Consider the following 23,684-nt stretch of genomic DNA (forward strand, 5'->3'; position numbering starts at 1 on the left):
TTTTTGCCGTACGTTTGTGTCATCGGTTGAGGTGGTTAACCTATAGTTATTTTATCACGTCACTGGCGATTCATCCCACACTTGTTTTAATTATTTTTTTTACTCGAAAACAAAGTGTGGGGCTTCTCGCCGTTTAAGCTAATTTACGTTTTCCATAAATTAGCGTGTTGTTCATGACGATTATCATGGAAAATATCATAGTTAGGATTGAAGTTATTATTGCCTAATTTCTGGGCAATTTGAGAGTGTAAATTACTGATATTTTCTCCCAATTTTCTTGTTTGCCATAGCATTTTACCCGATGAAAAAGTCGTTAAGTCTTCTATCCAATCTAAGTTTCTATAGGCTAAAAATAGCTCGTCAATGGTAGGTTTTAACTGTAAAACAGGTGAAGAGGGTTTTATTTCTTCTAAAAAATTAACTAAATTATAGCTATATTCTAAATCACTGCTGATGTGGCTACAATAAGATTTTCTATAGGCTAAAGTTTTATATAAAAATTGTTCTATTTCTTCAGGATTTTTGTTATTAAAAGCGTATTTAATGCCTCCTAAAGTGCGATGTAAATACCATGCTCGAATATCCTCTACTTCTGCCATAGGGCTTTGAGTTGTCCGTGCGTCTGGATAGTTCCAAAATAGCCCTAAAACTCTGTTTACCATCTTACTTTTAATGTGGGGTAAGACTCGGTTTTTGAACTCTGTATCCCCTGCACCACGATAGCTAGAGTCATAGTAACCAAAGCGTTGATGAATGCTTTTACGGTATAAACCACCGACAAGGGAAAGGTAACAAGTATCGAGATAAACCAAATTTTGGTCATAATTAGCCCGATCATACAGCATAATATCATTAACATGGTTGCCTTGTAAATCCACATCGGTAACTAAACTATGACTGATTACCCAGTCGATGTCTTGGTGATCATCTAATTCTTGGGCTAACACTTCTAAACATTCAGGTAAAATCGTTTCATCGACTCCTAAAAAGGTGATATAGTTCGATCGAGATAGTAAAATACCTCTATTCCATGCTTTTTGGATGGTTTCTCGATTATGAGAGCGTAAATAGACGATTTGCAAGTTTAATTCTTCTTGCAGTTGTTGAAATACTTGGTATTCTCGATCGGGCGAACCACTATCGACTAAAATGATTTCAACTTCGCCTTTTTTGACTAAAGTTTGATCAGCTAAAACTCTCAAAAATAAAGGTAATTTATCGGAAGCATTATAAAGAGAAACTATCACTGAGACTCGATAACTTTCTTTGTGCCTTTTTTCCTCTAAAAATTCGTATTCTTCTGGTGAATATTGGAGGTTATTTTGATAAGTTTCATTTAAAAGATTAAAGCATTTTTCTGTTTGTTGATGGATGTCTTTAAACATTGCTTCGGCGGTTTTTGCTTCAGGAATAAAGCCTTTTTCTGTTAAAGTTTTTATAACGTAGGGTAACTCATTAAATCTGTCATAACCTAACGCTCTCATGCTTCTTATATAATAGGTTGAGGCAACTAAATCATTACCACGCATTCTTTCTAAACGGGCAATTTCTCGCCATACTCTGACTCGATCGATACGAAAAGCACTTTGTATTTTTCCTTTAATACCCTTAGCTTCTGGTTCAAAAGTTTCTGCTAAATTCCAAACTTGTTGCAGTTTTTTTTCTATGTCTAATTCCGTTTGTTCACTTAAGGCAAATACTTTCTGATATTGTCCTGCTAAAAAAGGTGATTTTAGTAGTTGATAAGAGCGAGTATCTTCTCCATAACTCAGAACTTTTTGTTTAACTTTTCTTAGGGGAGGTTTAATTACTTTTTGAATAAGAGTTGATTTAATATTTTTGGCTAAACTTTGTTTTTCAGAGTTCGATCGAACATAACTAATTAATTGACTATACCATTCATTTAACTCTGCGGATGTCTCTTGATTTTCTGTACTTTCAACTTGATAAATGTCGCTTAAATTAGGATCATTCGTATTAGTATTAAGGGTTAATAAAATCTCGTTTAAATGTTGTCGATAATTGTGATAATTTTCTAAAACTTCCATTAACTTAGGCAAACAATTATATGTATTGTCCACATCAATTTTTATGTAGGGTAATTGAGGGAAATTTTCGTCTAAAAATTGACAAACTCCTGCACCACTACCGATAACAGTAGGACATCCCGAAAATAAAGATTCTAAAGCCAATAAATTTAAGGTATCGTAACGGGAAGGTAAAAAAGTAATGGCAGGTTTAGCAAAAAGTTGTGTTAATTCTAGTCGAGATTTTGGCGGTTCAATGGTAATATTAATTAGTCTTTTATTAATCATCGATCGAAGTAAAGACTCGGAAGAATCACCAAATTCACTATAACTATGAGGACCAATTATACTAGCTTGATGATAGTATTGAGATGATAACCACCAAACTAAATTAATAAAAATATCTGCTCCTTTTCTTTTTTCTGTTCTACCAATAAAATATAAATTAGGTTTTTGATCTTCATTAATTAAAGGTTGTGATTTGGGTAAATCAATAAAGTGTAAAGGATTAAAATATTGAGTTTCTAAACTTACTAAATCTGTCCATTCTTGCAGGTAACTTTTACTAATTCCATAACGAATATCCGCAGTTTTAAACTGCATTTTTTCCACTAAATCTAAGGGGATATTAACATCATTTGAACCAAACCAATCTAATCTTAAAGTAGTGGATATTTTGCCGTGCATAGAAAGGGCAACTTTTTCACACTTTACCCGATGAAATGCCAAAGCAGGACGCAAAAAGAGGGTATATTGTTCATAATCGGGGGCATCCACCACATCAAACTCATATCCAGTCACAGAGTTAGCGATATTACTAGCTAAAATAAACGATCGAAATACCCAACGGGGAGGCGTTACGTTGATATAATGATCCAATTCCCGAAGATCATAAATAGGTTTATAGGGGATACTATGGGCATTTTGAGGACGAGAATTGTTAATATCTTCTCGATCGATGAGATAATAGAAATTAATGTGAGGGTTTTTTTCAATAATTTGACGATAAAAAGTTTGCCCTCCTCCTATTTTAAAAAATAAATCGAAATCAGCAATAAATACTTTCATAAATTTAATAATAAGACTAATAAAATAAAGATACTTGATTGAAAATCATACTAGAAAAAGGTCAACAATTATGATAAATTTTCTGACAATTTGAGGAATATTTTAGTTAAAATTAATAGAGAAAAAGTAACGTAAACTCGATCGCAATTTTAATGGATAAAAATTTTTTCGGTTGGTCATTAACCCAACGAGACCCTGATACAATAAAACAATTAATGCCATTTTGGGAATTTCTTTATAAATACTACTTTAGAGTTCAAACCAGTGGTTGGGAAAATATCCCCGATGGACAAGTTTTGTTAGTCGGCTCTCATAACGGTGGTATAGCTGCCCCTGATATGGTTATGATGATGTATGATTGGTTTAGGCGTTTTGGTACAGAAAGGTTAGCCTATGGTTTAATGCACCCCATCGCATGGACGGCTTATCAAGGTGTTACCAGTATGGCGGCAAAAACGGGTGCAATTCGAGCAAATCCGAATATGGCAATCAAAGCGATCGAATCTGGTGCTAGTGTATTAGTATATCCGGGAGGTGCTGAAGATGTGTTTCGTCCTTATACAGAAAGAAATAAAATAAAATTTGTTGGTAGAAAAGGCTTTATCAAATTAGCGTTGCGTTATTCTTTACCCATTGTACCCCTCATCTCGAAAGGCGCTCACGAGAGTATTTTTGTCATAGCAGATTTATATGAAGACGTGAAAAAACTGCATAAACAGGGCTTATTTCCTTGGATTTTTGATCTTGATCCTAAAACCTTTCCTATTTATCTAGGCTTACCATGGGGTTTAGCATTAGGTCCTTTACCTAATATACCATTACCTGTACCCATGACCACCAGAGTTTGTAAACCCATTTATTTTGATAACTACGGTGTGGAGGCGAGTTTCGATCGAGCTTATGTACAAAAGTGTTTCGATCGAGTAGTGAACCAGATGCAACAAGAATTGGATATTTTATATTTAGACAAACGTACGGCAAAAAACTGGTGAACAGTGCATAGCGGTGGATACGGTTAAAGCATTAAAGCCGATGGGCAGTCGGTATCGGTCTGTGGAGGGTAGCGGTTACGGGGTCTTGTGGACTTGTCTGTAAGGCTAGTGCCGTCCTGTGAAGCAGAAACTCTTAATTGCGAAGTTAAGAAGCCCACATCTGTACCGTTAGGTCAGTGTGGGAGATGTCACAGTAGGACAATAGTGGATAGTGAATAATGAATATGGTCAAGATATTTCTATGAAAATGAGCAAATTTATGGAAAAATAGACGGAATCATCTATTTTAATGCCCACAATGATGAAGAAGCAATAGCACTTTACGAAAGAGCGAAAAATGATTTAAGTTGTAATCATTAGCAAATTATCAGATTAGATGATATTAGATTACGATCGCATATTCAACGAATAGCATTAGATAATAATTTGATTTTCATTCCCTAATGTTAATATTTTATTACTCTATCCAATTTTCTAAATTTAATTCGTTAATTCTAGTTAAATCAGTATCATTAGAAACCATGATTAAATTTTTTACAATAGCAGTTGATGCAATTAAAATATTTTCTGTTTGTATTGGCAAACCTCTTAATCTCAAATTAGCATGAATTTCGGAGGCTTTTTCTAAAATTGCTAAATCATCTAAGAATACTATTGAATAATCTTGACATAATTTATCAAATTTTTCTCTTTGTTTTGGTGAATCAACAACTAAAAATCCTCTTTTTATTTCAAAATAAGTTATACAACTGATAAAAATATCAATACCCAGAAATTTCATTGTCTCTAATTTTTGCTTAATTTTGAGATTATTTTTAAGGGCGTAAGAAACAATATTTGTATCTAATAAATAACTCATAATTTTTTATTTTCGTTTAATTGCATCATCAAAAATAGCCATTTGTTCGGGAGTGAATTCCTCTCCAATTTTTCCTAGAATTTCCGTAGCCATAACAAAACTACAATTTTCTTTTAATTTATCATTAGACATACTATTAAATTGCTCATTCGTTAAATTTTTCTGAACAATATTAACTAAATGTGTAACTATTTCTGAATAATTTAGTTCTTCTTTGAATAAAGGACGTTCTAACATTAAAATAGAAACAATCTCCTCTATTCTTTTAACTATTACTTCTTGTTTAATATCTGTTGATAACATCATATTTACCTCCATATATCATAAAAAACAATCTAATTATTGATTCAAATATTGATCTAAATCTTCCATTAAACGGGTTAATTCCACTTCTGAAGTTAATCTTAATCGATCGTCTCTCACGGTAATCAACATTTTTGCAGAAAAGGGATTTCCATAGATATTAGGATTACAAAAAACCTCAAAAAAGACATCCCCCGTGTGTTGATATTCCATCGCCTTTTTAGGGGTTGGTTTTCCACCGCTTTTAGCATCTATGGCAATTTCTTTCAAACTTTCCATCAAAAGTCCAATTTCTTGTTTAAGTTTTTCTGCCGCACTAATACTAAAATTAAAAGAGATTGAACCTTGAAGAAGATTAACAGTAAATTGACTCATAAAAATTACCTATAATTAATGAATTATTGTCTGAACTTACGCATCATAAACTACAATTAAGGTTTGAGAGATTCCTCTGTATGCTCGGAATGACGTTTTTTATTATTAGCTCGTAAATTCTCATCGTCTTTTCTCATTCTTTATTCTTCATTCTTCATTCTTCATTGTTTATTGTCCATTGTCAATTATCAAAATCGTGACAGGAATACTTTATTTAGTAGCTACCCCCATCGGCAATTTAAAAGATATTACTTTTCGTGCGATCGAAACTCTACAAAATGTGGACTTAATCGCCGCCGAAGATACCCGCCATACGGGTAAATTATTACACCATTATCAAATCAAAACTCCTAGTATTAGCTATCATCAGCATAACCATCAACAACGGGTTAAAGATTTATTAGATAAACTACAGCAAGGATTAAATATTGCCTTAGTTACCGATGCTGGTACTCCTGCTATTTCCGATCCGGGGTATCATTTAGTGTTAGCCTGTATAGAAGCTGATATTAATATTATCTCCATCCCCGGTGCAATGGCAGGAATTAACGGTTTAATTGCCTCTGGTTTAACTACCGAAAGATTTTGTTTTGAAGGCTTTTTACCCACCAAAAAGAAGTTACGGGATAATCTTTTGGAAAGTTTACAACAGGAAAAACGCACCATGATTTTCTATGAAGCGCCTCATCGTCTCCAGAAAACCCTCGCCGATTTTGCACATTTTTTTGGTGAAACTCGTCATCTTGCCTTAGCTAGAGAATTAACTAAATTGCATGAAGATATTTGGCGTGGTACTATTAAAGATTCGATCGAACTCTATCAAAACAAAGAACCAAAGGGAGAATATACTATTATCCTAGAGGGAAATCTGGAGTTAGAGCAGATTAATTTATCAGAAAATGAGCTAAAAATTGAGATGACTAAATTATTACAACAAGGCATGAGTAAAAGCGAAGCCAGTCAACATTTAGCCCAATATACCAGTCTTTCTCGTCGAGAAATTTATAAAATAATGATAAATTAGTAGAAGAGTCTGAATTTTTTTGATTTTTAAACCCGAAACCTGACACCTCCAATCAACAACTAATTCTATTTTTGCGTAACATCAGTTAATATTTGAGATCAGAATTATAATGAAGGGCAAAGTTCGATTATTTAATTCAGCCTAGTCACAATTAATTATGACAGATATTAATTTCCAATATCCCATTTTTGGTTCAGAAATCAAATGCCCCCATTGTCGGCAAGTTATTCAAGCGTTAACCCTCACAGATACTTATTTATGTCCTCGTCATGGTGCTTTTGAAGCTAATCCAAATACACAAGAATTAGTACATTTACAATCGGGCAGACACTGGAAATTATGGGAGGATAAATGGTATAGACAGCATAGTCACCCTGACGGCATTAGATTTGAAATTCACGAAGCCCTAGATATGCTTTATACTGAAGGTTACAGAGCAACTAAGGTAATTATTGCCCAGAGATATTATCCCTTAATTAGTTCTTATTTAGAAAAGGGAAATAATTGGCAAGGTAATCAGGAGACTAAAACCTATAAATTATACGGTTTACCTGTGGAATTTAGTCATCAATCTAACGATGAGCCTTATTGGGACATTGTTAATTTTATCTTGGAAAAAGAAAAAGGCGCACCTTCTCGTTATCCTTATTTTCGGTTATTTGAGTAAAGTATGAAATTACACCATGTCGCTATCCGTACGGCGGATATAATGAGATCGATCGAATTTTACGAATTATTAGGGTTTACGGTAAAAGAAAGATTCACTGCAGGTTATACTTTAGCCTGTTGGTTAGAAGGAAGAGGCGCAAGGTTAGAATTAATGCAAATACCCCAACCCAAACCCGCCCCCGATGCCTTTTATGATGAGCATTATGTGGGATATTACCATCTTTCCTTTGACATCACCGATGAAGAAATTAGTTTACCGATATGGTTAGAAAAATTGGGAGAGAAATTTAAACAAACTTCGGTAATTCCTTTAAAGATATTATTACCCCCCCAACAACAAATGATTCTCGATCGAATTTATGAAGTTGCTTTTATTGCAGACATAGATAATCTTCCGATCGAAATTATAAGAAGATTTGATTAATTTTTATGGTTAGAAAATAAATTATTATGAAAAACGCTGATATTTTTTGCGAAAATTGAGTTAAATTTATTTAACGATCGCTAAATGCAATTTTACCTCTCAGAAAAATCCCTCTTATCTTTCTCATTTTACGTCAAACTCAGGTATTACTTGGCTTCCATCCAATTATCTCCAGTGTGAATATCGACAATTAAAGGTACTTTTAAAGGGATAATATTTTCCATTGTCTCTTTAATTTTAGTCGTTAATTCGTCTATTTCTTCTAAAGGCAATTCAAAAACTAATTCATCATGTACTTGTAATAATAAATTGCCCTGATAATGGGCTAAAATTCCATCTAACTCTATCATCGCCAGTTTAATAATATCTGCACTTGAGCCTTGAATTGGTGCATTAGCGGCAGCTCTTAATAGTTGTGCGGTATAATTATTGAGTTTTAAATGGGATAATTCTACCTCCTTTATATCTTTTCCCCTTAAATTTTGCAAGGCTCGATCGTCAAAATTAAAATAACGTCTTCTACCTAAAATAGTAGTAACATAACCATTAACTAAAGCCTCTTTTTTCATGGTTTCTAAATAGTGGAAAACTTTAGGATATTTTTCTCGATAAATATTGATAAAATTTTGGGCTTCAGTGGTGGTTACTCCTGTTTCTCTTGCAAATTTTTGTGCACCCATGCCATAAATAACGCCAAAATTAATGGTTTTACCTAAGTTTCTTTCTTCGGAAGTAATGTCTTCTTTATCTAGTAATAATTTAGCGGTGACGGCGTGAATATCTTGTTGATTTTGGTAAGCGGATATTAAGATTTCTTCTTCGCTTAAATGAGCTAAAATTCTCAACTCGATTTGAGAGTAATCAGCACTTAAAAATTTACAGTTTTTTTGAGGAATAAAACACTTTCTGATTTGTCGAGAAAATGCTGTGCGAATGGGGATATTTTGTAAGTTGGGATTAGAGGAAGAAAGCCTCCCCGTTGCCGTTACCATTTGATTATAATTAGTGTGGACTCTATTAGTTTTTGGATTAGCTAAAGTTGGTAAGGTATCCACATAAGTTGATTTTAATTTTGCTAAGGTTCTATGACTTAAAATATAATCGATAATAGGATGATCTCCTTTCAGTTTTTCTAAGACGGCTTGATTAGTAGAATAGCCTGTTTTTGTTTTGGTGGATTTGCGTTTATCTAAGCCTAATTCTTCAAATAATAACTCACTTAATTGTTTTGGGGAGGCAAGGTTAAAGTTACCTACTTCTTGATAGGCTTTTTCTTCAATAATCTGCAATTCTTGGTTAATTTCTTGAGATAATATACTTAAATAGTCTCGATCGATCATTACTCCTAAAGTTTCCATGTTTGCTAAAATAGGCTCTAACTTTAACTCAATATCAAAGACTGGTTTTAAGGAGGGTAAATCCTCTAGTTTTTCTTGTAAAATTTGAGTTAACTTAAAAGTTGCTAATACATCTAAGCCACAATATTCGGCGACTTTTTCGATAGCTAAATCTCCTATATTTTGCTTTTTGTCGAGGTTTAAATCTTCATAGTCTAAGGCGATAATATCCGATAAATATTTACGAGATAAATTGCTTAACTTGTGACTATCTTCGGGTTGTAAAACATAACTAGCTAACATGGTGTCAAAAATAACCCCTTGAATATTAATACCATGATGGGCTAAAATTAGTCGATCGAACTTCACATTATGGAAGGTTTTAGGGTATTGTTTATCTTCTAAAATAGGCTGTAAAATTGTCTTAATTTCCGAGAGAGTTAACTGTTGCCCTTGGGAATGTTTGACAGGAATATAAGCTACTTTTTCCCAAACGTTACCCCAACAACAACCAATACCAATTAAGTTAGCTTCTTGAGTATCTAAACCATCGGTTTCTGTATCCCATGCCGTCAAAGAATGTTGTGTAATAATAGTGGCTAATTGTGTTAATTTGTCAAGGGTATCAACAATAAAAGTATCCCTAATTTGTGACGAATCTTGAGGAGGAGAAGGTTGACTAAATAAAGATAATTGACTATCTTCTGGGGTTAAATTTTCTTCAGCTACGGTTAAGAAATTTCCGCCTAATTTTTGTTGAATAGTATTAATTTGTTTGACGAAACTATTTAACTCTAAGTGTTGCAGTAAGGGAATAATTTGTTGATTATCAAAACCTCTTAATTGACAACTATCTAAGGATAAGTTTAATTTAATGTCAGTAATAATTTGAGCTAAAAACTGAGAATGATTAGCCTCTTTTTCTCCTTTGATTAACCTATTTTTTACTGCTGGTTTGATATTATCTAAATTGTTATAGATATTCGTTAAATTATCGTACTCACTTAATAAATTACTCGCTATTTTTTCTCCTATGCCTAACACTCCCGGAATACTATCGGATTTGTCTCCGCATAAGGCTTTATAATCGACAATTTGCGAGGGTTTAACTTTCATCTTAGTAAACACCGCTTCATCATTATAAATTGCGTATTTACCTAAACTTTTTTCCATGTATAAAACTGTTATTTCTTTCTCATTATTCACCAGTTGAAATAAGTCTCGATCGCCTGTTAAAATTTTTACTTGGTATTCTTGGGCAACTGCTAAAGTTGTTAATGTGCCAATCACGTCATCAGCTTCATAACCAGACGCTGTCACCATAGTAATATTTAACGCCCTGAGTAATTCCTGCAAATTATTCAAATCCTGAATAAAATCTGAAGGGGGGATGGCTCGATCGGCTTTATAATTAGCATCAGCATTATGGCGAAAAGTGGCTTCTCTCAAGTCGAAGGCAACTGCTAAACTATGAGGTTGATATTCGCTGATAATTTGTAAGAGAGTATTGAGAAAACCAAAACAAACGCTAGTAGGAATCCCCGTTGAAGTTTTTAAAGCACCTTTTTTTGTGTTGGCTAAGGCATAATAACAACGATAAGCTAAAGAGTGTCCATCGATGATCAGAAATAAAGGTTTTGTCATTTAATTCGTCTTTGTTAAAGTAATAAGAAATTGAGAATTAAGAATTAAGAATGAGAAATAAGGAATGACGAATGAGGAATTAAAAATGTAGGGGTTTAATATATTAAACCCAACCCCATCAGAAAACTATAATTATTTCCTCCCCCTCCCCCTCTTCCCCTTCTCTCTTCTTCACTATTCCCTATTCACTATTCCCTATTCCCTATTCCCTATTCCCTATTCCCTATTCACTATTCCCTATTCACTATTCCCTATTCCCTATTCCCTATTCATTATTCATTATTCATTATTCATTATTCATTGTTAATAAATGTAGATTAAATGCCTCTTGTCTTAATCCCTGTCTTATAATAAAAATAAAATCTCAAACCTGCTACCTGATGGCTACCTGATTATTCATTATGATTACTTTATCGGATTATGACATTATTGAGCAAATTTACGAGAATATAAACTCGAAGGTTTATCGTGGGATTTGTTTGTCTAATCATCAAAAGATAATTTTAAAAGTCTTAAAGAAAAATTATCCCTCCTCTGATTCATTAATTCGCTATAAACAAGAATATGAGTTAACAAAATCCCTCAATTTAGATGGCATCATTAAGGCTTATGCTTTACAAGAATACGATGATAGATTGATGATGATTTTAGAAGATTTTGGGGGAGAATCTTTAAGTATTTTACAAAATCATTCCGTTTTTTCTTGTCTTGAATCTCTCAAAATTGCCATTAAAATTGTTAATGCCTTAGCACAACTTCACACCGCTAATATTATTCATAAAGATATTAATTCTCAGAATATTGTTTTTAACTACAAAACCGAAAAATTAAAAATAATTGACTTAGGAATTGCTACTCGTTTAACTAAAGAAAATCCTCTTTTAAAAGAGCCTCATATTTTAGAGGGTACTTTAGCATATATGTCCCCCGAACAAACGGGAAGGCTTAATCTTAGCCTAGATTATCGCACGGATTTTTATTCTTTAGGGGTTACTTTATACGAATTATTTACGGGAAAATTACCTTTTGAAACAGAAGATTCTTTAGAATTAATTTATTGTCATTTAGCTAAAAATCCCCCTTCTCCTTCTCAAATTAATCCTTTAATTCCTCAGCCTATTTCTGATATTATCATGAAATTAATGGCTAAAAATCCCGACGATCGTTATCAAAGTATATGGGCATTAAAAGCTGATTTAGAATCTTGTTTAAAACAGTTTATTTTAACTCATAAAATTGATTATTTTCCTATTGCTAGTCAAGATATTTCTGATAAGTTTAATATTTCCGAAAAATTATACGGTAGAGATGCAGAAATTAAGTTACTTTTAGATAATTTTAATTATATATTAGAGCAGGAAATAAAAGATATTGATAAAGGGGGGGAAAAGGGAAGAGGGAATAGGGAAGATGATTTTTTAAAACAGTCAAATAATGAGCTTGTTAAGGGTATTATTGATGATAGTGAGGATGATAATAAGTTATCGATCGAACCCACCTCACAATATAGTAAAATTATTTTTATTAAGGGTTATTCTGGTACAGGAAAATCGGTATTAGTTCAAGAAATTTATCAATCTGTTACCGAAAAAAAAGGTTATTTAATTACTGGTAAATTTGAGCAATTTCAACAAAATATTCCCTATGGTGCGATCGCCTCTGCTTTAAGACAATTATTAAAGCAATTTTTAACCGAAAAAAAAGACTATTTGGAACAGTTAAGGGGTAAAATATTAGAAGCATTGGGAACAAATGGACAAGTTATTATTGATGTTATTCCCGAATTAGAATTAATAATTGGTAAACAATTACCCGCAGTAGAAGTTGGGATAAAAGAATCAGAAAATCGTTTTAAATTACTATTTCAAAAATTCATTAACTGTTGTTGCTCAAAAGAACATCCTTTGGTATTATTTTTAGATGATTTACAATGGGCAGATGTAGCCACTTTTGAGTTAATTAAACTATTAGTTAATAATCGAGGGCTTAAATATTTTTTCCTCATTGGTGCATATCGAAATCAAGAAATTAAAGACAATCATCCCCTCAATCAATTATTTAATTATTTTCAAGATAATCAGCAAGTATTTAATCAGATTAGTTTAGGTAACTTAACCTTAGAAAATGTTTATGATTTGATGTCAGATACCCTAAAACGCCCAGTTATTGAGATTAAAGATTTAGCCCAATTAGTTTATGAGAAAACATTAGGGAATCCTTTTTTTGTTAAACAATTTTTAGTCAATCTATATCAAAAGAAACTTATTTACTTTAATTATAAAAAACGTCAATGGCAATGGAAAATTCAGAAAATTATTAACCAAAATATCACCGATAATGTGGTAGCATTAATGATTAATGAAATAAATTTATTACCTTGTTCTACCCAATGCAATTTAAAATATTCTGCTTGTTTAGGTACTAATTTTACTCTCTCTAGTTTAAGTCTAATTAAAGATACATTACCTACTCATATTTTCCCTGATTTAATTACCGCTATTAATGCTGGTTTAATTCTCCCTTTGACGGCTTTAGATGAAAATTTAGTCATTGAAAAGTATCAATTTAAACATGATCGCATTCAACAAGCATTTTATAGCCTAATGTCAGAAGAAGAAAAAGCAAAAATTCATCTCAAAATAGGTTTATTACTATTAGAAAATACCAGAGAAAATGAATTAGAAAATAAGATATTTGATATTTTAGAACATTTGAATAAAGCTAGAGAATTAATCACCGATGGCAACCGACAAGAAAGATTAGCCTACTTAAATTTAATGGGGGGAATAAAAGCTAAAAATAACATCGCCTATAGTGTAGCAAAAATTTATTTGATCATCGCCATGGAATTATTAAGGGATAATTGTTGGCAAAATCAATACGATTTAACCTTAAATCTTTATGCCACTATGGTAGAGGTTGCCTACTTAAACGGCGATATGGAGGAGATGAGACAAAAAGCCGATAGTGTCTTAATTAACGCCACTTCCATTTTAGATAAGGTGAGAGTCTATAAAATTTTGATAGCGGTAGAGACTTCCCAGAGTAATTTATTATCCGCCATCGACATTGGCAGACAAGCCTTACAAGAGTTAGGGGTTGATTTACCAACTACCTTTAATCAATGTATTTTTACCAAACTAGAAACATCGCTAACAGGAAAAAATATCGAGGATTTAATTAACTTACCGCCGATGGAGAATAAAAAAGCTAAGGCGATAATGGAGATATTTTGGCGTTTATATTCCCCTATTTTTCAAGGAATGCCTGAATTATTGCCATTTTTGGGGGGAATGATGGTTAGTCTTTCTTTAGAGTATGGTAATAGCGCTGTTTCAGGGGTTGGTTATGCCATTTATGGCATGGTGTTATGTACTTTTTTTGGGGAGGTAGAAAAGGGTTATAGTTTCGGTGAGTTAGCTTTAGAGTTGACAGAAAATTATCCAGAATATCAGTATAAGGGGTTGATTGGGCAAATTTTCGCTACTTGTATTCAACCTCGCAAAGAAGCCATGAGGGCAACTTTTCCTCTTTATCAAAAAACGATTAAAATTTGTTTAGACGCAGGAGACTTTTTAACTTGGGGTTACACTATCCTCGCCTATGGTTTTACTCTCTTTTTTGGAGGTGTTGAGTTAGATTATTTACAAGGGGAGATAAATAACCATTACAGTCTTTTAATGGAATTAAAGCAAGATTCTGCTAAGGTTTATATTGATATATTGCAGGAAACAATTATAAATTTACAAGAGAAAAAACTACAACCTCATTATTTAAGGGGGAATTTCTACGATGAAATGAAAATGTTTCCCTACCATCGTCAACAACAGGAATTAACGGCATTAGCTCAAGCCTATACTTATAAAATTATCTTAGCTTACTCTTTTCATAATTATAATTCAGCTTTAGATTACCTTACAGAAGGGGAGTCTTATTTAGAAGGGGTGTCTTCCCTTATCTTTTTTCCCGTTTATCATTTTTATTCCGCTTTAACTTATTTAGCTTTATATCCTTCCTTGACAGAAAAAACATCGACATCAAGGGAAACATCATTTTCACTTATCATCAGAGGAGAAGTTATCACCCAAGAAAAGATATGGGAAAAAATTATTTATCATCAAAGTATCGTAGCGCAATGGGCAAAAACTGCTCCGATGAATCATCAACATAAATACGATTTAATTGAGGCGGAAAAAGAAAGAGTTTTAGGGAATAAAGGCAAGGCGATAGAATTTTATGAGTCAGCGATAGAAGTTGCTAAAAAAAATCAATATTTCAAAGAATTAGCCCTTATTAAAGAATTATACGCCCAATTTTATCTTCAGTGGGGCAAAGAAAAACTAGGACATTTTTATCTTAAAGAATCCCACTATGATTATAGTCTTTGGGGGGCAAAAGCAAAGGTACAAGATTTAGAAGAAAAATATCCACAATTATTTAAGGTGGTATCTAAGGGAGTTTCTTCTATACCAACGATTATTTCTCACACCGATAGAAATATCAATGCCACAGCAATTTTTGACTTAAAAACCGTGATGAAAGCCTCTCAAGCGATAACGAAGGAAATTATTTTAGAAAATCTCCTACAAACTCTCATGAAAATTTTACTAGAAAACGCAGGAGGTACTAAGGGTTGTTTATTATTGCATCAACCTACGGCAAAAGGTGACATCGGTGATTTTGTGGTTTCTGTTTATGGTGATAACGACACGGTAACTATTTCTCAAGAAAAACCTATAGAGGAAATTTTACCAGAGTCAATTGTTTATTATACGGCGCGTACTAAAGAAACTATTTTATTCGATCGAGGTGATAAAACAACCCATGCTCATTTTTACAATAATTTCACTCAAGATAACTATATCAAAACCTATCAACCCCTTTCTCTCCTTTGTTATCCATTAATCAATCAAGATAAATTAGTGGGGGTGGTTTATTTAGAGAATAATTTAATCAGTGGTGCGTTTACTGTGGATAGAATTGAATTATTAACCCTACTTTCCCAACAGGCAGTGATTGCCATTCGCAATGCTCAATTATACAGCCAAGTTAAGGAAAAAGAAGAACAATTACAACAATTTTTAGAAGCGATACCCGTAGGGGTAGCCATTTTAGACGCAAAAGGAAGCCCATATTATGCTAATCAACAAGGTAAAATCCTTTTAGGTAAAGGAGTTGTTCCAAATGTAACTTCAGATAATATTTCGGAAGTCTATCAAAATTATATCGCAGGTACGAATAATATCTATCCTAATGATCAATTACCCATTATTAAAGCCTTAAAAGGGCAAATATCCACCTGCGAAGACATCGAAATTCATCAACTCGATCGAGTAATTCCTGTTGAAGCATGGGGAACACCTATTTATGATAGTTTTGGTAACGTACAATATGCCATGGCAGCGTTTCAAGATATTACTCAAAGAAAAGAAGCGGAAAAATTCTTATCCGAATATAATCGCATTTTAGAACAACAGGTAAACGATCGAACCTTAGAGTTACAAAAACTTAACCAAGAGTTATCGAAATTAGCCAATTTAGATGGTTTAACCCAGATAGCGAATCGTCGTCGTTTTGATAATTATTTAGCCATTGAATGGCAAAGACACTTAAGAGAGAAACAAAGTTTAGCCTTAATTCTCATGGATATTGATTATTTTAAGCTCTATAATGACTACTATCAGCATCAAAAAGGGGATGAGTGTTTAATTACCGTTGCCCAAAATATAGATAAAATACCGAAACGTAGTAGTGATTTAGTGGCTAGATATGGGGGAGAGGAATTTGTGGTTGTTTTACCGAATACAGATGCCGAAGGTGCATTAATTATTGCTGAAGAGATGCGTCTGGCTATCTTGAATTTACAAATACCCCATGTTCGATCGAACGTATGTCCTTATGTAACTTTAAGTTTAGGGATTAGCACTATGACACCTGATTTTGATCTTACCCCTTGTCAATTAATTAATCAATGCGATCGAGCCTTATATTTATCGAAACAGAGAGGGAGAAATCAAGTTACTATATTTAACCTAACCAACGGCGTAGGCTAAAAAATGTGTTTAACAAGTTTTGTAAAGTCTGATTTTTAGCGTATTTTTGTTTAGTAAAAAGTAACCCTGTTTTGCTATTAATTTCGCTTAAAGTTGGGTAAATATGAATCCCTGTTAAACTACTTACCTTAAGATTATTTGTCATGGCTAAAACTATTTCATGAATTAATTCTCCTGCGGATTCTCCCACAATAGTCGCTCCTAAAATATCCCCTTTTAAAGTAGTTATAATTTTGGCAAATCCTTTAATCTTTCCTTCCGTTTGATTTCGATCGACCCCTTTAATATCTTGTTTTAAAATAACTATATTATCACCATAAATATCTGTTGCTTGAGGTTCATTTAAGCCAACTCTAGCCAATTCTGGAGAAGTAAAAATACTATAGGGAATGACTCGATAATCAGCTTTTTTGCTAGGGAAAAAAAGAGCATTTTGCAGTACGATCGTGGCTTCATATCCTGCGACATGGGTGAATTGATAACCGCCGATAACATCACCGCAACCATAGATTTTTTTATTGGTAGTTTGCAGTTTTTGATTAACCTTAATTCCTTGTGGATTATAGTCAACATTTGCCTTTTCTAAATCAAGGGATTGAATATTAGGAGTACGTCCAATCGAGACTAAAATTTCGTCAACAATCAACTTTTCTTCCCCTACGCTCACAACTTTTTTACCGTCTATCAATTCCACTTTTTCGGCTTTAGCAGACTTAATTATTCTTATACCTTCCTCTTGAAACTGATTTTCAATGATTTGAGATGCTTCTGGGTCTTCTTTGGGCAAAAGTTGACTTCTACTCGCTATAATGGTGATTTCTGAACCTAATCTCCTTAATGCTTGTCCTAACTCACAGGCGATCGCACCTCCTCCCATAATCACCATGGATTTTGGTAATTCCGTTAAAGAAAAAACCTGCTCATTGGTAATAAAACCCACTTCTTTTAACCCTTCAATATCAGGAATTTTAGGACTTGAACCCGTAGAAATGACAAAATTACGGGCTTGTAACTGTCTTTCCCCCACCTCAAAGGTATTTTCATCAATAAACTTACCATCGCCAAAAATAACCTCAACTCCTAATCTCCTAAATCTATCAGGGGAATCATGGGGTTCGATCGAACTGATTACACTATTAACATGATTGATGACTTGATCAAATTTTATCTCCACACCCTGACTATAAACACCAAACTGATGGCTATTTTGCACTTGATAAGCAATTCTACTGGCGTGAATTAAAGACTTACTTGGTACACAACCATACCACAGGCAATCCCCACCTAAACGATGCTTTTCCACTAAGGCAACTTTGGCTTTTAATTGTGCAGCCGCACTAGCGACAACCAAACCACCTGAACCGCCTCCGATAATAACTAAGTCATATTCTTTCATGGTGAGAGTATATTTTTTTGCATTCAGATTCGTTGCTGTTCTAGTTAATAATACCTGAGTTCGACATAAAATTTTCGGTGGTGTAAATCGGAAAGGATAAGGTAATGTTAAGTTATTTAATAAATTGGTTTTCTCAGGGAATATTAACCCTAAAATTAAAATAGATGATTTAATTAAGAGCATAAACTTTAATTCAAAGTAAGTTTTAAGCTAGGATGTATTTAACTTACATTTTTTTCTAATAGTTAAAAATATAGTTAAAAATATAGTTAAAAATACTGATAACTATTGACTAATATGAACTGTTACCTTTTGCCTATCTTTATCAGTAAACTTTAGATGCGTTATAGCTTATTTTTGTTAAGAAAAGTTGTTTTTTTTTGTTCAAGATGGGATAATTTTTCCAATTTTCTTCAACGGGAACATTAATGTATAAAACAATACCAATTTTAGCTAAAACGGGAATTATTGATTGTGTTAAACACTTAATTATTTTTGAAAATTCAGAAATAGTAATAAACTTGATTTAAAATCAGTCTTAACTTAAATTCTTTGGAAGGGAAAAACTATGCTAGTCAAAACAGATTTAGTGACACACTTAGAACAAACTTTGAGTACGATCGCCAAAGAAACTAAAAACGGAGTTTTATTGTGTAAAAACAAGGAAGTTTTAGCAGAAATACATTTTTTTTCGGGAAAATTGGCTTATGCCGTGATGAAAAAGCATAGGGTAAGACGTTGGAAAAGAGGATTATTAAAGGCAAAAATAGAAGAAAAATTCACTGCAATTTCTTTTAGTAACGATCAGCCCTGGGAATTTGAATTATTGTACCATGAATTAGGATTAAAAAAAATTGGCATGAGTCAAGTTAAAGAGATGATTCGTTGCGTAACCGAAGAAGTCTTGTTTGAATTACTTGGTTCTGTTAATTTAGAATTTGAGTGGCATGATAAGGAAAAAACTCAGTCGGGTTTAGTGTTGGTATTAGCTTTATCTAATCAGGAAGTAGCGTTGATTATTGATAATGCCAGTAAATTACGCAGTGAATGGGATACTCAAGGTTTAAAAGCAGTAAGTCCTAGTTTAGCACCATTATCGAAAATAGATAACCCGAAGGAATCATTACCTTTACTAACAGGGTTAGGCGGAAAATTAAGCGTTTGGGATTTAGCTTTGAAAAATAAAAAATCCGTGAATGACTTGATTCGTTTACTTATTCCTTATATTCGTAAAGGTATTGTTAAGTTTAAAGAGATACCTGATTTACAGTCACCTAATTCTCAGGAAGTCAAAACTCCTGCTGTAACTTCTCCTCCCAAATCCTCCTCACCGCCGTCAACTGTGACGGAAAATACATCTAAGACAAAGGGGATTTTAATTGCTTGTATTGATGATAGCCCAGTGGTAGCTCATAATATCAAAAAAATCTTGACTCCTAAAGGTTATGATATATTAGCGATACCTGAACCAATGCACGGTTTTGCTCAACTGATTGAACATCAACCTCAATTAATTCTGTTAGATATTAATATGCCTAATGCTAATGGTTATAGTGTTTGTCAGTTTTTGCGCAATTCTCCCGTGTTTGAGAAAACCCCCATTATTATTTTAACAGGGCAAGATACCAATATCGATCGAGCTAGGGCAAAATTAGTTGGTGCGACAGACTTTGTTGCTAAACCCCCCGAAGCAGAAGTTTTACTCTCCCTCATTAAAAAATATCTTTCTTAAGAAAGTTGATTGTAATTCTCGAAATTATCTTCATAATGAAGTTTTTTAATCATGAAATACTATTTTTAAATGGTAGATTTGTCCATGATATTATCTCCATTATCTCAGGTTTTTTTCCATGACCCACCCTACAAATTATCAAGGGGTTCTCGATCGAACTTATATAGTTTAAATACCATTAATTTCTATTTGTTCACCGTTAGTATATGCTTCTTTTTGGGCTTGTTTAAAGGTACTTCTTCCCCAACTTAAATCATAATATTTCGGCGTTTCTTCTCCACTAATTAAACCTTCAATACTAAACACTTGAATCACTGGATATTGTTTGCCATTTCCTGCTTGATAAAATCCCGCCTTTGATGCTTCTTGAATCATGGGTTTTGTCGGTGGAGTAAGGGTAATAAAAAATCCCATACTCGCTTTATTTGCCTCGATCGTACCCCGTAAATCCCGTATCATAGAGACATTAACATTTTTACCCCCCTTAACACTCACGATAATTTTTTTAATGACAGATTCGCTTTTTTCACTATCAAAATCATCGAAATAAATGATACCATCGATACCAGAATCAGCACCTTTTTTCTTCTTTCCTTGATAGGGTTGTGCATTGACAAGGGAAATCGCCCACCATTGAAATTGATATGCGTCTCGATTAAATAAATCTATTGCTGAGTCTAAATTATTAGGAGTTCCTTCTACTTCAAAAAAGTCAGTTTTTTTCTTGATTAAGTCTTCAGAATTATCTAAATATTTATCAGAAAAAGCATCCCTTAAACGTTTCTCAATGAGGGAAATTGCTAAGTGAGTAATGTCAATACCAATCCATTGTCGATTTAATTTTTCAGAAGCATGAACTGCTGTACCACAACCACAAAAAGGGTCTAAAATTAAGTCATTTTCATTACTACTAATAGAGATAATTCTTTCTAGTAATTTTAATGGTTTTTGGGTAGGATAACCTAACCTTTCTTTGTGTGAACCGTGCAAATGTTCTATATCATCCCAATTATCGGTTATGGGTTGCCCTTGCATTTCATCTAAATATCTTTTTAAACGAGGTACTGCACCCTTTTTACTTTGAACAATAATACCATCTTGATATGCTTTTTCCATTCTTTCTTTTGTCCATCGCCAAACCCGTTTTACTCCTAAAAATTCATAGGTTAAATTAGGTCGATCGGGGTTAGGATTAGTTAAATCACCTAAGCGATAACGTCTCCCATTTTCGTCAATATAACGATAAAATTTATCTAAATATTCTTGATTATGTTCACCATAAATTTTATGAAAAGTAAAGTTATTTGTTTTTGTATATCTTAAAATAACATCTCGACAATTAGAAAAGTTATTTTTTGTCTGACTTTTAGGTTGCGATCGTTTCCAAGAGATTTCATTTCTAAAGTTTTTAGGCTCAAAAATAATGTCTAAAATCATCTTTAAATAATGGGATGCGGTAGGATCACAATGAAGATATAAACTACCTGTTGGCTTTAAAACTCGATATAATTCTACTAACCTAATTGCCATCATCGCTAAGTAGGCAGAAAGGGAATTTTTCCCTAAAGTTCGCACTAATAAATCTAATAATTCCGCTAAATCTCCTCTAATTTGTTTCAAATCTTGGATACATCTTTCTGATTCAATATTCCATGTCCAAGTATCTTCAAAAGCCGTAATTTGTGCGGTGGATTTTTCTCCTTTTGGACTGTTAAAAATAACGTTATAATTTACTTGAGAATTGAAGGGGGGATCGAGATAGATTAAATCAATAATTTCATCGTCAATATGATTTCTTAATATCTCTAAATTATCTCCATAATAAAGTTTTTTAATCATAAAATGTTATCTTGATTTTCCTAACAAATATTATTTATCATACCACATAAATTAATTAATTTTCGCTCGACTAATAATGGTGGGTCTGTCCATGATATTATGTCTATTATCTCTGATTTTCTCCATGACCCACCCTACAAATTATCATGGGATTCGATCGAACTTATATAGTTTAAATACCATTAATTTCTATTTGTTCACCGTTAGTATATGCTTCTTTTTGGGCTTGTTTAAAGGTACTTCTTCCCCAACTTAAATCATAATATTTCGGCGTTTCTTCTCCACTAATTAAACCTTCAATACTAAACACTTGAATCACTGGATATTGTTTGCCATTTCCTGCTTGATAAAATCCCGCCTTTGATGCTTCTTGAATCATCGGTTTTGTGGGAGGAGTGAGAGTAATAAAAAATCCCATACTTGCTTTATTTGCCTCGATCGTACCCCGTAAATCCCGTATCATTGATACATTAACATTTTTACCGCCCTTAACACTCACGATAATTTTTTTGATGACAGATTCGCTTTTTTGACTATCAAAATCATCAAAATAAATAATACCATCGATACCAGAATCAGCACCTTTTTTTTTCTTTCCTTGATAGGGTTGTGCATTAACAAGAGAAATTGCCCACCATTGAAATTGATAAGCGTCTCGGTTAAATAAATCTAAAGCTGATTCTAAATTATTAGGAGTTCCTTCTACTTCAAAAAAGTCTGTTTTTTTCTTGATTAAGTCTTCTGAATTATCTAAATATTTATCAGAAAAAGCATCCCTTAAACGTTTCTCAATGAGGGAAATTGCTAAGTGAGTAATGTCAATACCAATCCATTGTCGATTTAATTTTTCAGAAGCATGAACTGCTGTACCACAACCACAAAAAGGGTCTAAAATTAAGTCATTTTCATTACTACTAATAGAGATAATTCTTTCTAATAATTGTCGTGGTTTTTGGGTAGGATAACCTAAAGATTCTTTTGAATTGGAAGAAATTAAAGGTATATCAATCCAAGTATCATTTAACGGTACTCCTTGATTTTCTTCTAAATAATATTTCAAATTAGGAATACCATTTTTAGAAAAAACAATCAAATTTTGTCGATCGTATTCTTCTAATTTATCAGGTATTGTTACCCAGTGCATTCCAGATTTTCCTTGAGTATTAGGATTAATTTCTCGCCAAATTTTACCTGTTTCACCATTTCTTTTACCACTCACTAATAACGGTACTAAACGATATTTTCCTTTCTCATCTTCATAGCGATAATTTTCTAAAGATGCCTTTGATAATTCTTTATATTGTAAGTTAAAAATATAATTATCTGACTTACTATAGAATAAGATAATATCATGGGCTTTCCGAAGATTTCTACTAATAGAAGAACGATTTTTACTCCTTTCCCAAACTATCTCATTTCTAAAGTTTTTAGGCTCAAAAATAATGTCTAAAATCATCTTTAAATAATGACTTGCGGTGGGATCACAATGAAGGTATAAACTACCTGTTGACTTTAATACTCGATGTAATTCTACTAACCTAATTGCCATCATTGCTAAGTAAGCTGAAAGGGAATTTTTCCCTAAAGTTCGCACTAATAAATCTAATAATTCGGCTAAATCTCCCCTTATTTGTTTCAAATCTTGGATACATCTTTCTGATTCAATGTTCCATGTCCAAGTATCCTCAAAAGCGGTAATTTGTGCGGTGGATTTTTCTCCTTTTGGACTGTTAAAAATAACGTTATAATTTACTTGAGAATTGAAGGGGGGATCGAGATAGATTAAATCAATAATTTCATCGTCAATATGATTTCTTAATATCTCTAAATTATCTCCATAATAAAGTTTTTTAATCATTTTAATATCTTTTTAATTTTAGCTAACATTTAATATCCTAACGTGCAATAGTTGATTTCTTGTTTGTGTGAGGGTATAGGTTTT

Annotated in this window: 14 protein-coding genes; 6 read left to right on the top strand and 8 right to left on the bottom strand. The window is 32.9% G+C overall.

What is annotated here, in order from left to right:
• Positions 1-143: 143 nt before the first annotated feature.
• On the bottom strand, positions 144-3,095 hold the full coding sequence (locus ACN4EE_RS11450; protein ID WP_431706577.1) for a glycosyltransferase: 2,952 nt from the start codon (positions 3,093-3,095) through the stop codon (positions 144-146).
• Positions 3,096-3,247: 152 nt separating this feature from the next.
• Between ACN4EE_RS11450 and ACN4EE_RS11455 the strand changes: the two genes are divergently transcribed.
• A complete protein-coding gene (locus ACN4EE_RS11455; RefSeq protein WP_431706578.1) occupies positions 3,248-4,087 on the top strand; it encodes a lysophospholipid acyltransferase family protein in 840 nt (279 codons plus the stop codon).
• Between the two features lie 457 nt (positions 4,088-4,544).
• On the opposite strand, the gene ACN4EE_RS11460 is transcribed toward ACN4EE_RS11455, so the two are convergent.
• From ACN4EE_RS11460 to ACN4EE_RS11470, 3 genes are read right to left on the bottom strand one after another with little or no spacing between them, the layout of a single operon-like run.
• Complete coding sequence (locus tag ACN4EE_RS11460; protein WP_431706579.1) at positions 4,545-4,946, bottom strand: PIN domain-containing protein; 402 nt, start codon at positions 4,944-4,946, stop codon at positions 4,545-4,547.
• Positions 4,947-4,952: 6 nt separating this feature from the next.
• The gene (locus ACN4EE_RS11465; protein ID WP_431706603.1) at positions 4,953-5,249 is read right to left on the bottom strand and encodes a hypothetical protein; all 297 of its coding nucleotides are present in this window, start codon (positions 5,247-5,249) and stop codon (positions 4,953-4,955) included.
• Positions 5,250-5,285: 36 nt separating this feature from the next.
• Complete coding sequence (locus ACN4EE_RS11470) at positions 5,286-5,624, bottom strand: hypothetical protein (RefSeq protein ID WP_431706580.1); 339 nt, start codon at positions 5,622-5,624, stop codon at positions 5,286-5,288.
• 196 nt (positions 5,625-5,820) lie between these two features.
• On the opposite strand from ACN4EE_RS11470, the gene rsmI reads away from it, so the two are divergent.
• From rsmI to ACN4EE_RS11485, 3 genes are all read left to right on the top strand, one after another.
• Entirely contained in the window at positions 5,821-6,648 is an 828-nt protein-coding gene (gene rsmI / locus ACN4EE_RS11475; protein ID WP_431706581.1) for a 16S rRNA (cytidine(1402)-2'-O)-methyltransferase, read from the top strand.
• Between the two features lie 157 nt (positions 6,649-6,805).
• On the top strand, positions 6,806-7,315 hold the full coding sequence (locus ACN4EE_RS11480; protein ID WP_431706582.1) for a TIGR02652 family protein: 510 nt from the start codon (positions 6,806-6,808) through the stop codon (positions 7,313-7,315).
• 3 nt (positions 7,316-7,318) lie between these two features.
• A complete protein-coding gene (locus ACN4EE_RS11485; protein ID WP_431706583.1) occupies positions 7,319-7,741 on the top strand; it encodes a VOC family protein in 423 nt (140 codons plus the stop codon).
• Between the two features lie 146 nt (positions 7,742-7,887).
• Here ACN4EE_RS11485 and polA read toward each other — a convergent pair whose 3' ends face one another.
• Positions 7,888-10,722 (bottom strand): DNA polymerase I, encoded by a 2,835-nt coding sequence (gene polA / locus ACN4EE_RS11490; protein ID WP_431706584.1) that lies wholly within the window; start codon positions 10,720-10,722, stop codon positions 7,888-7,890.
• 401 nt (positions 10,723-11,123) lie between these two features.
• Between polA and ACN4EE_RS11495 the strand changes: the two genes are divergently transcribed.
• Positions 11,124-16,775, top strand: a complete 5,652-nt coding sequence (locus tag ACN4EE_RS11495) for a diguanylate cyclase domain-containing protein (RefSeq protein ID WP_431706585.1) — start codon at positions 11,124-11,126, stop codon at positions 16,773-16,775.
• On the opposite strand, the gene ACN4EE_RS11500 is transcribed toward ACN4EE_RS11495, so the two are convergent.
• A complete protein-coding gene (locus ACN4EE_RS11500; protein WP_431706604.1) occupies positions 16,750-18,171 on the bottom strand; it encodes a dihydrolipoyl dehydrogenase family protein in 1,422 nt (473 codons plus the stop codon). The two genes, ACN4EE_RS11495 and ACN4EE_RS11500, sit on opposite strands and share 26 nt — an antisense overlap.
• A 568-nt stretch (positions 18,172-18,739) precedes the next feature.
• Between ACN4EE_RS11500 and ACN4EE_RS11505 the strand changes: the two genes are divergently transcribed.
• Entirely contained in the window at positions 18,740-19,903 is a 1,164-nt protein-coding gene (locus ACN4EE_RS11505; protein WP_431706586.1) for a response regulator, read from the top strand.
• 168 nt (positions 19,904-20,071) lie between these two features.
• Here ACN4EE_RS11505 and ACN4EE_RS11510 read toward each other — a convergent pair whose 3' ends face one another.
• Positions 20,072-21,742: a DNA methyltransferase gene (locus ACN4EE_RS11510; RefSeq protein ID WP_431706587.1), complete on the bottom strand. Its 1,671-nt coding sequence runs from the start codon at positions 21,740-21,742 to the stop codon at positions 20,072-20,074.
• A 172-nt stretch (positions 21,743-21,914) separates the two neighbouring features.
• Entirely contained in the window at positions 21,915-23,600 is a 1,686-nt protein-coding gene (locus ACN4EE_RS11515; RefSeq protein ID WP_431706588.1) for a DNA methyltransferase, read from the bottom strand.
• Between the last annotated feature and the right edge of the window lie 84 nt (positions 23,601-23,684).

Origin of the sequence: Geminocystis sp. CENA526, from assembly GCF_050753365.1 — a bacterium.
In the GTDB taxonomy this organism is placed as follows: Bacteria; Cyanobacteriota; Cyanobacteriia; order Cyanobacteriales; family Cyanobacteriaceae; genus Geminocystis.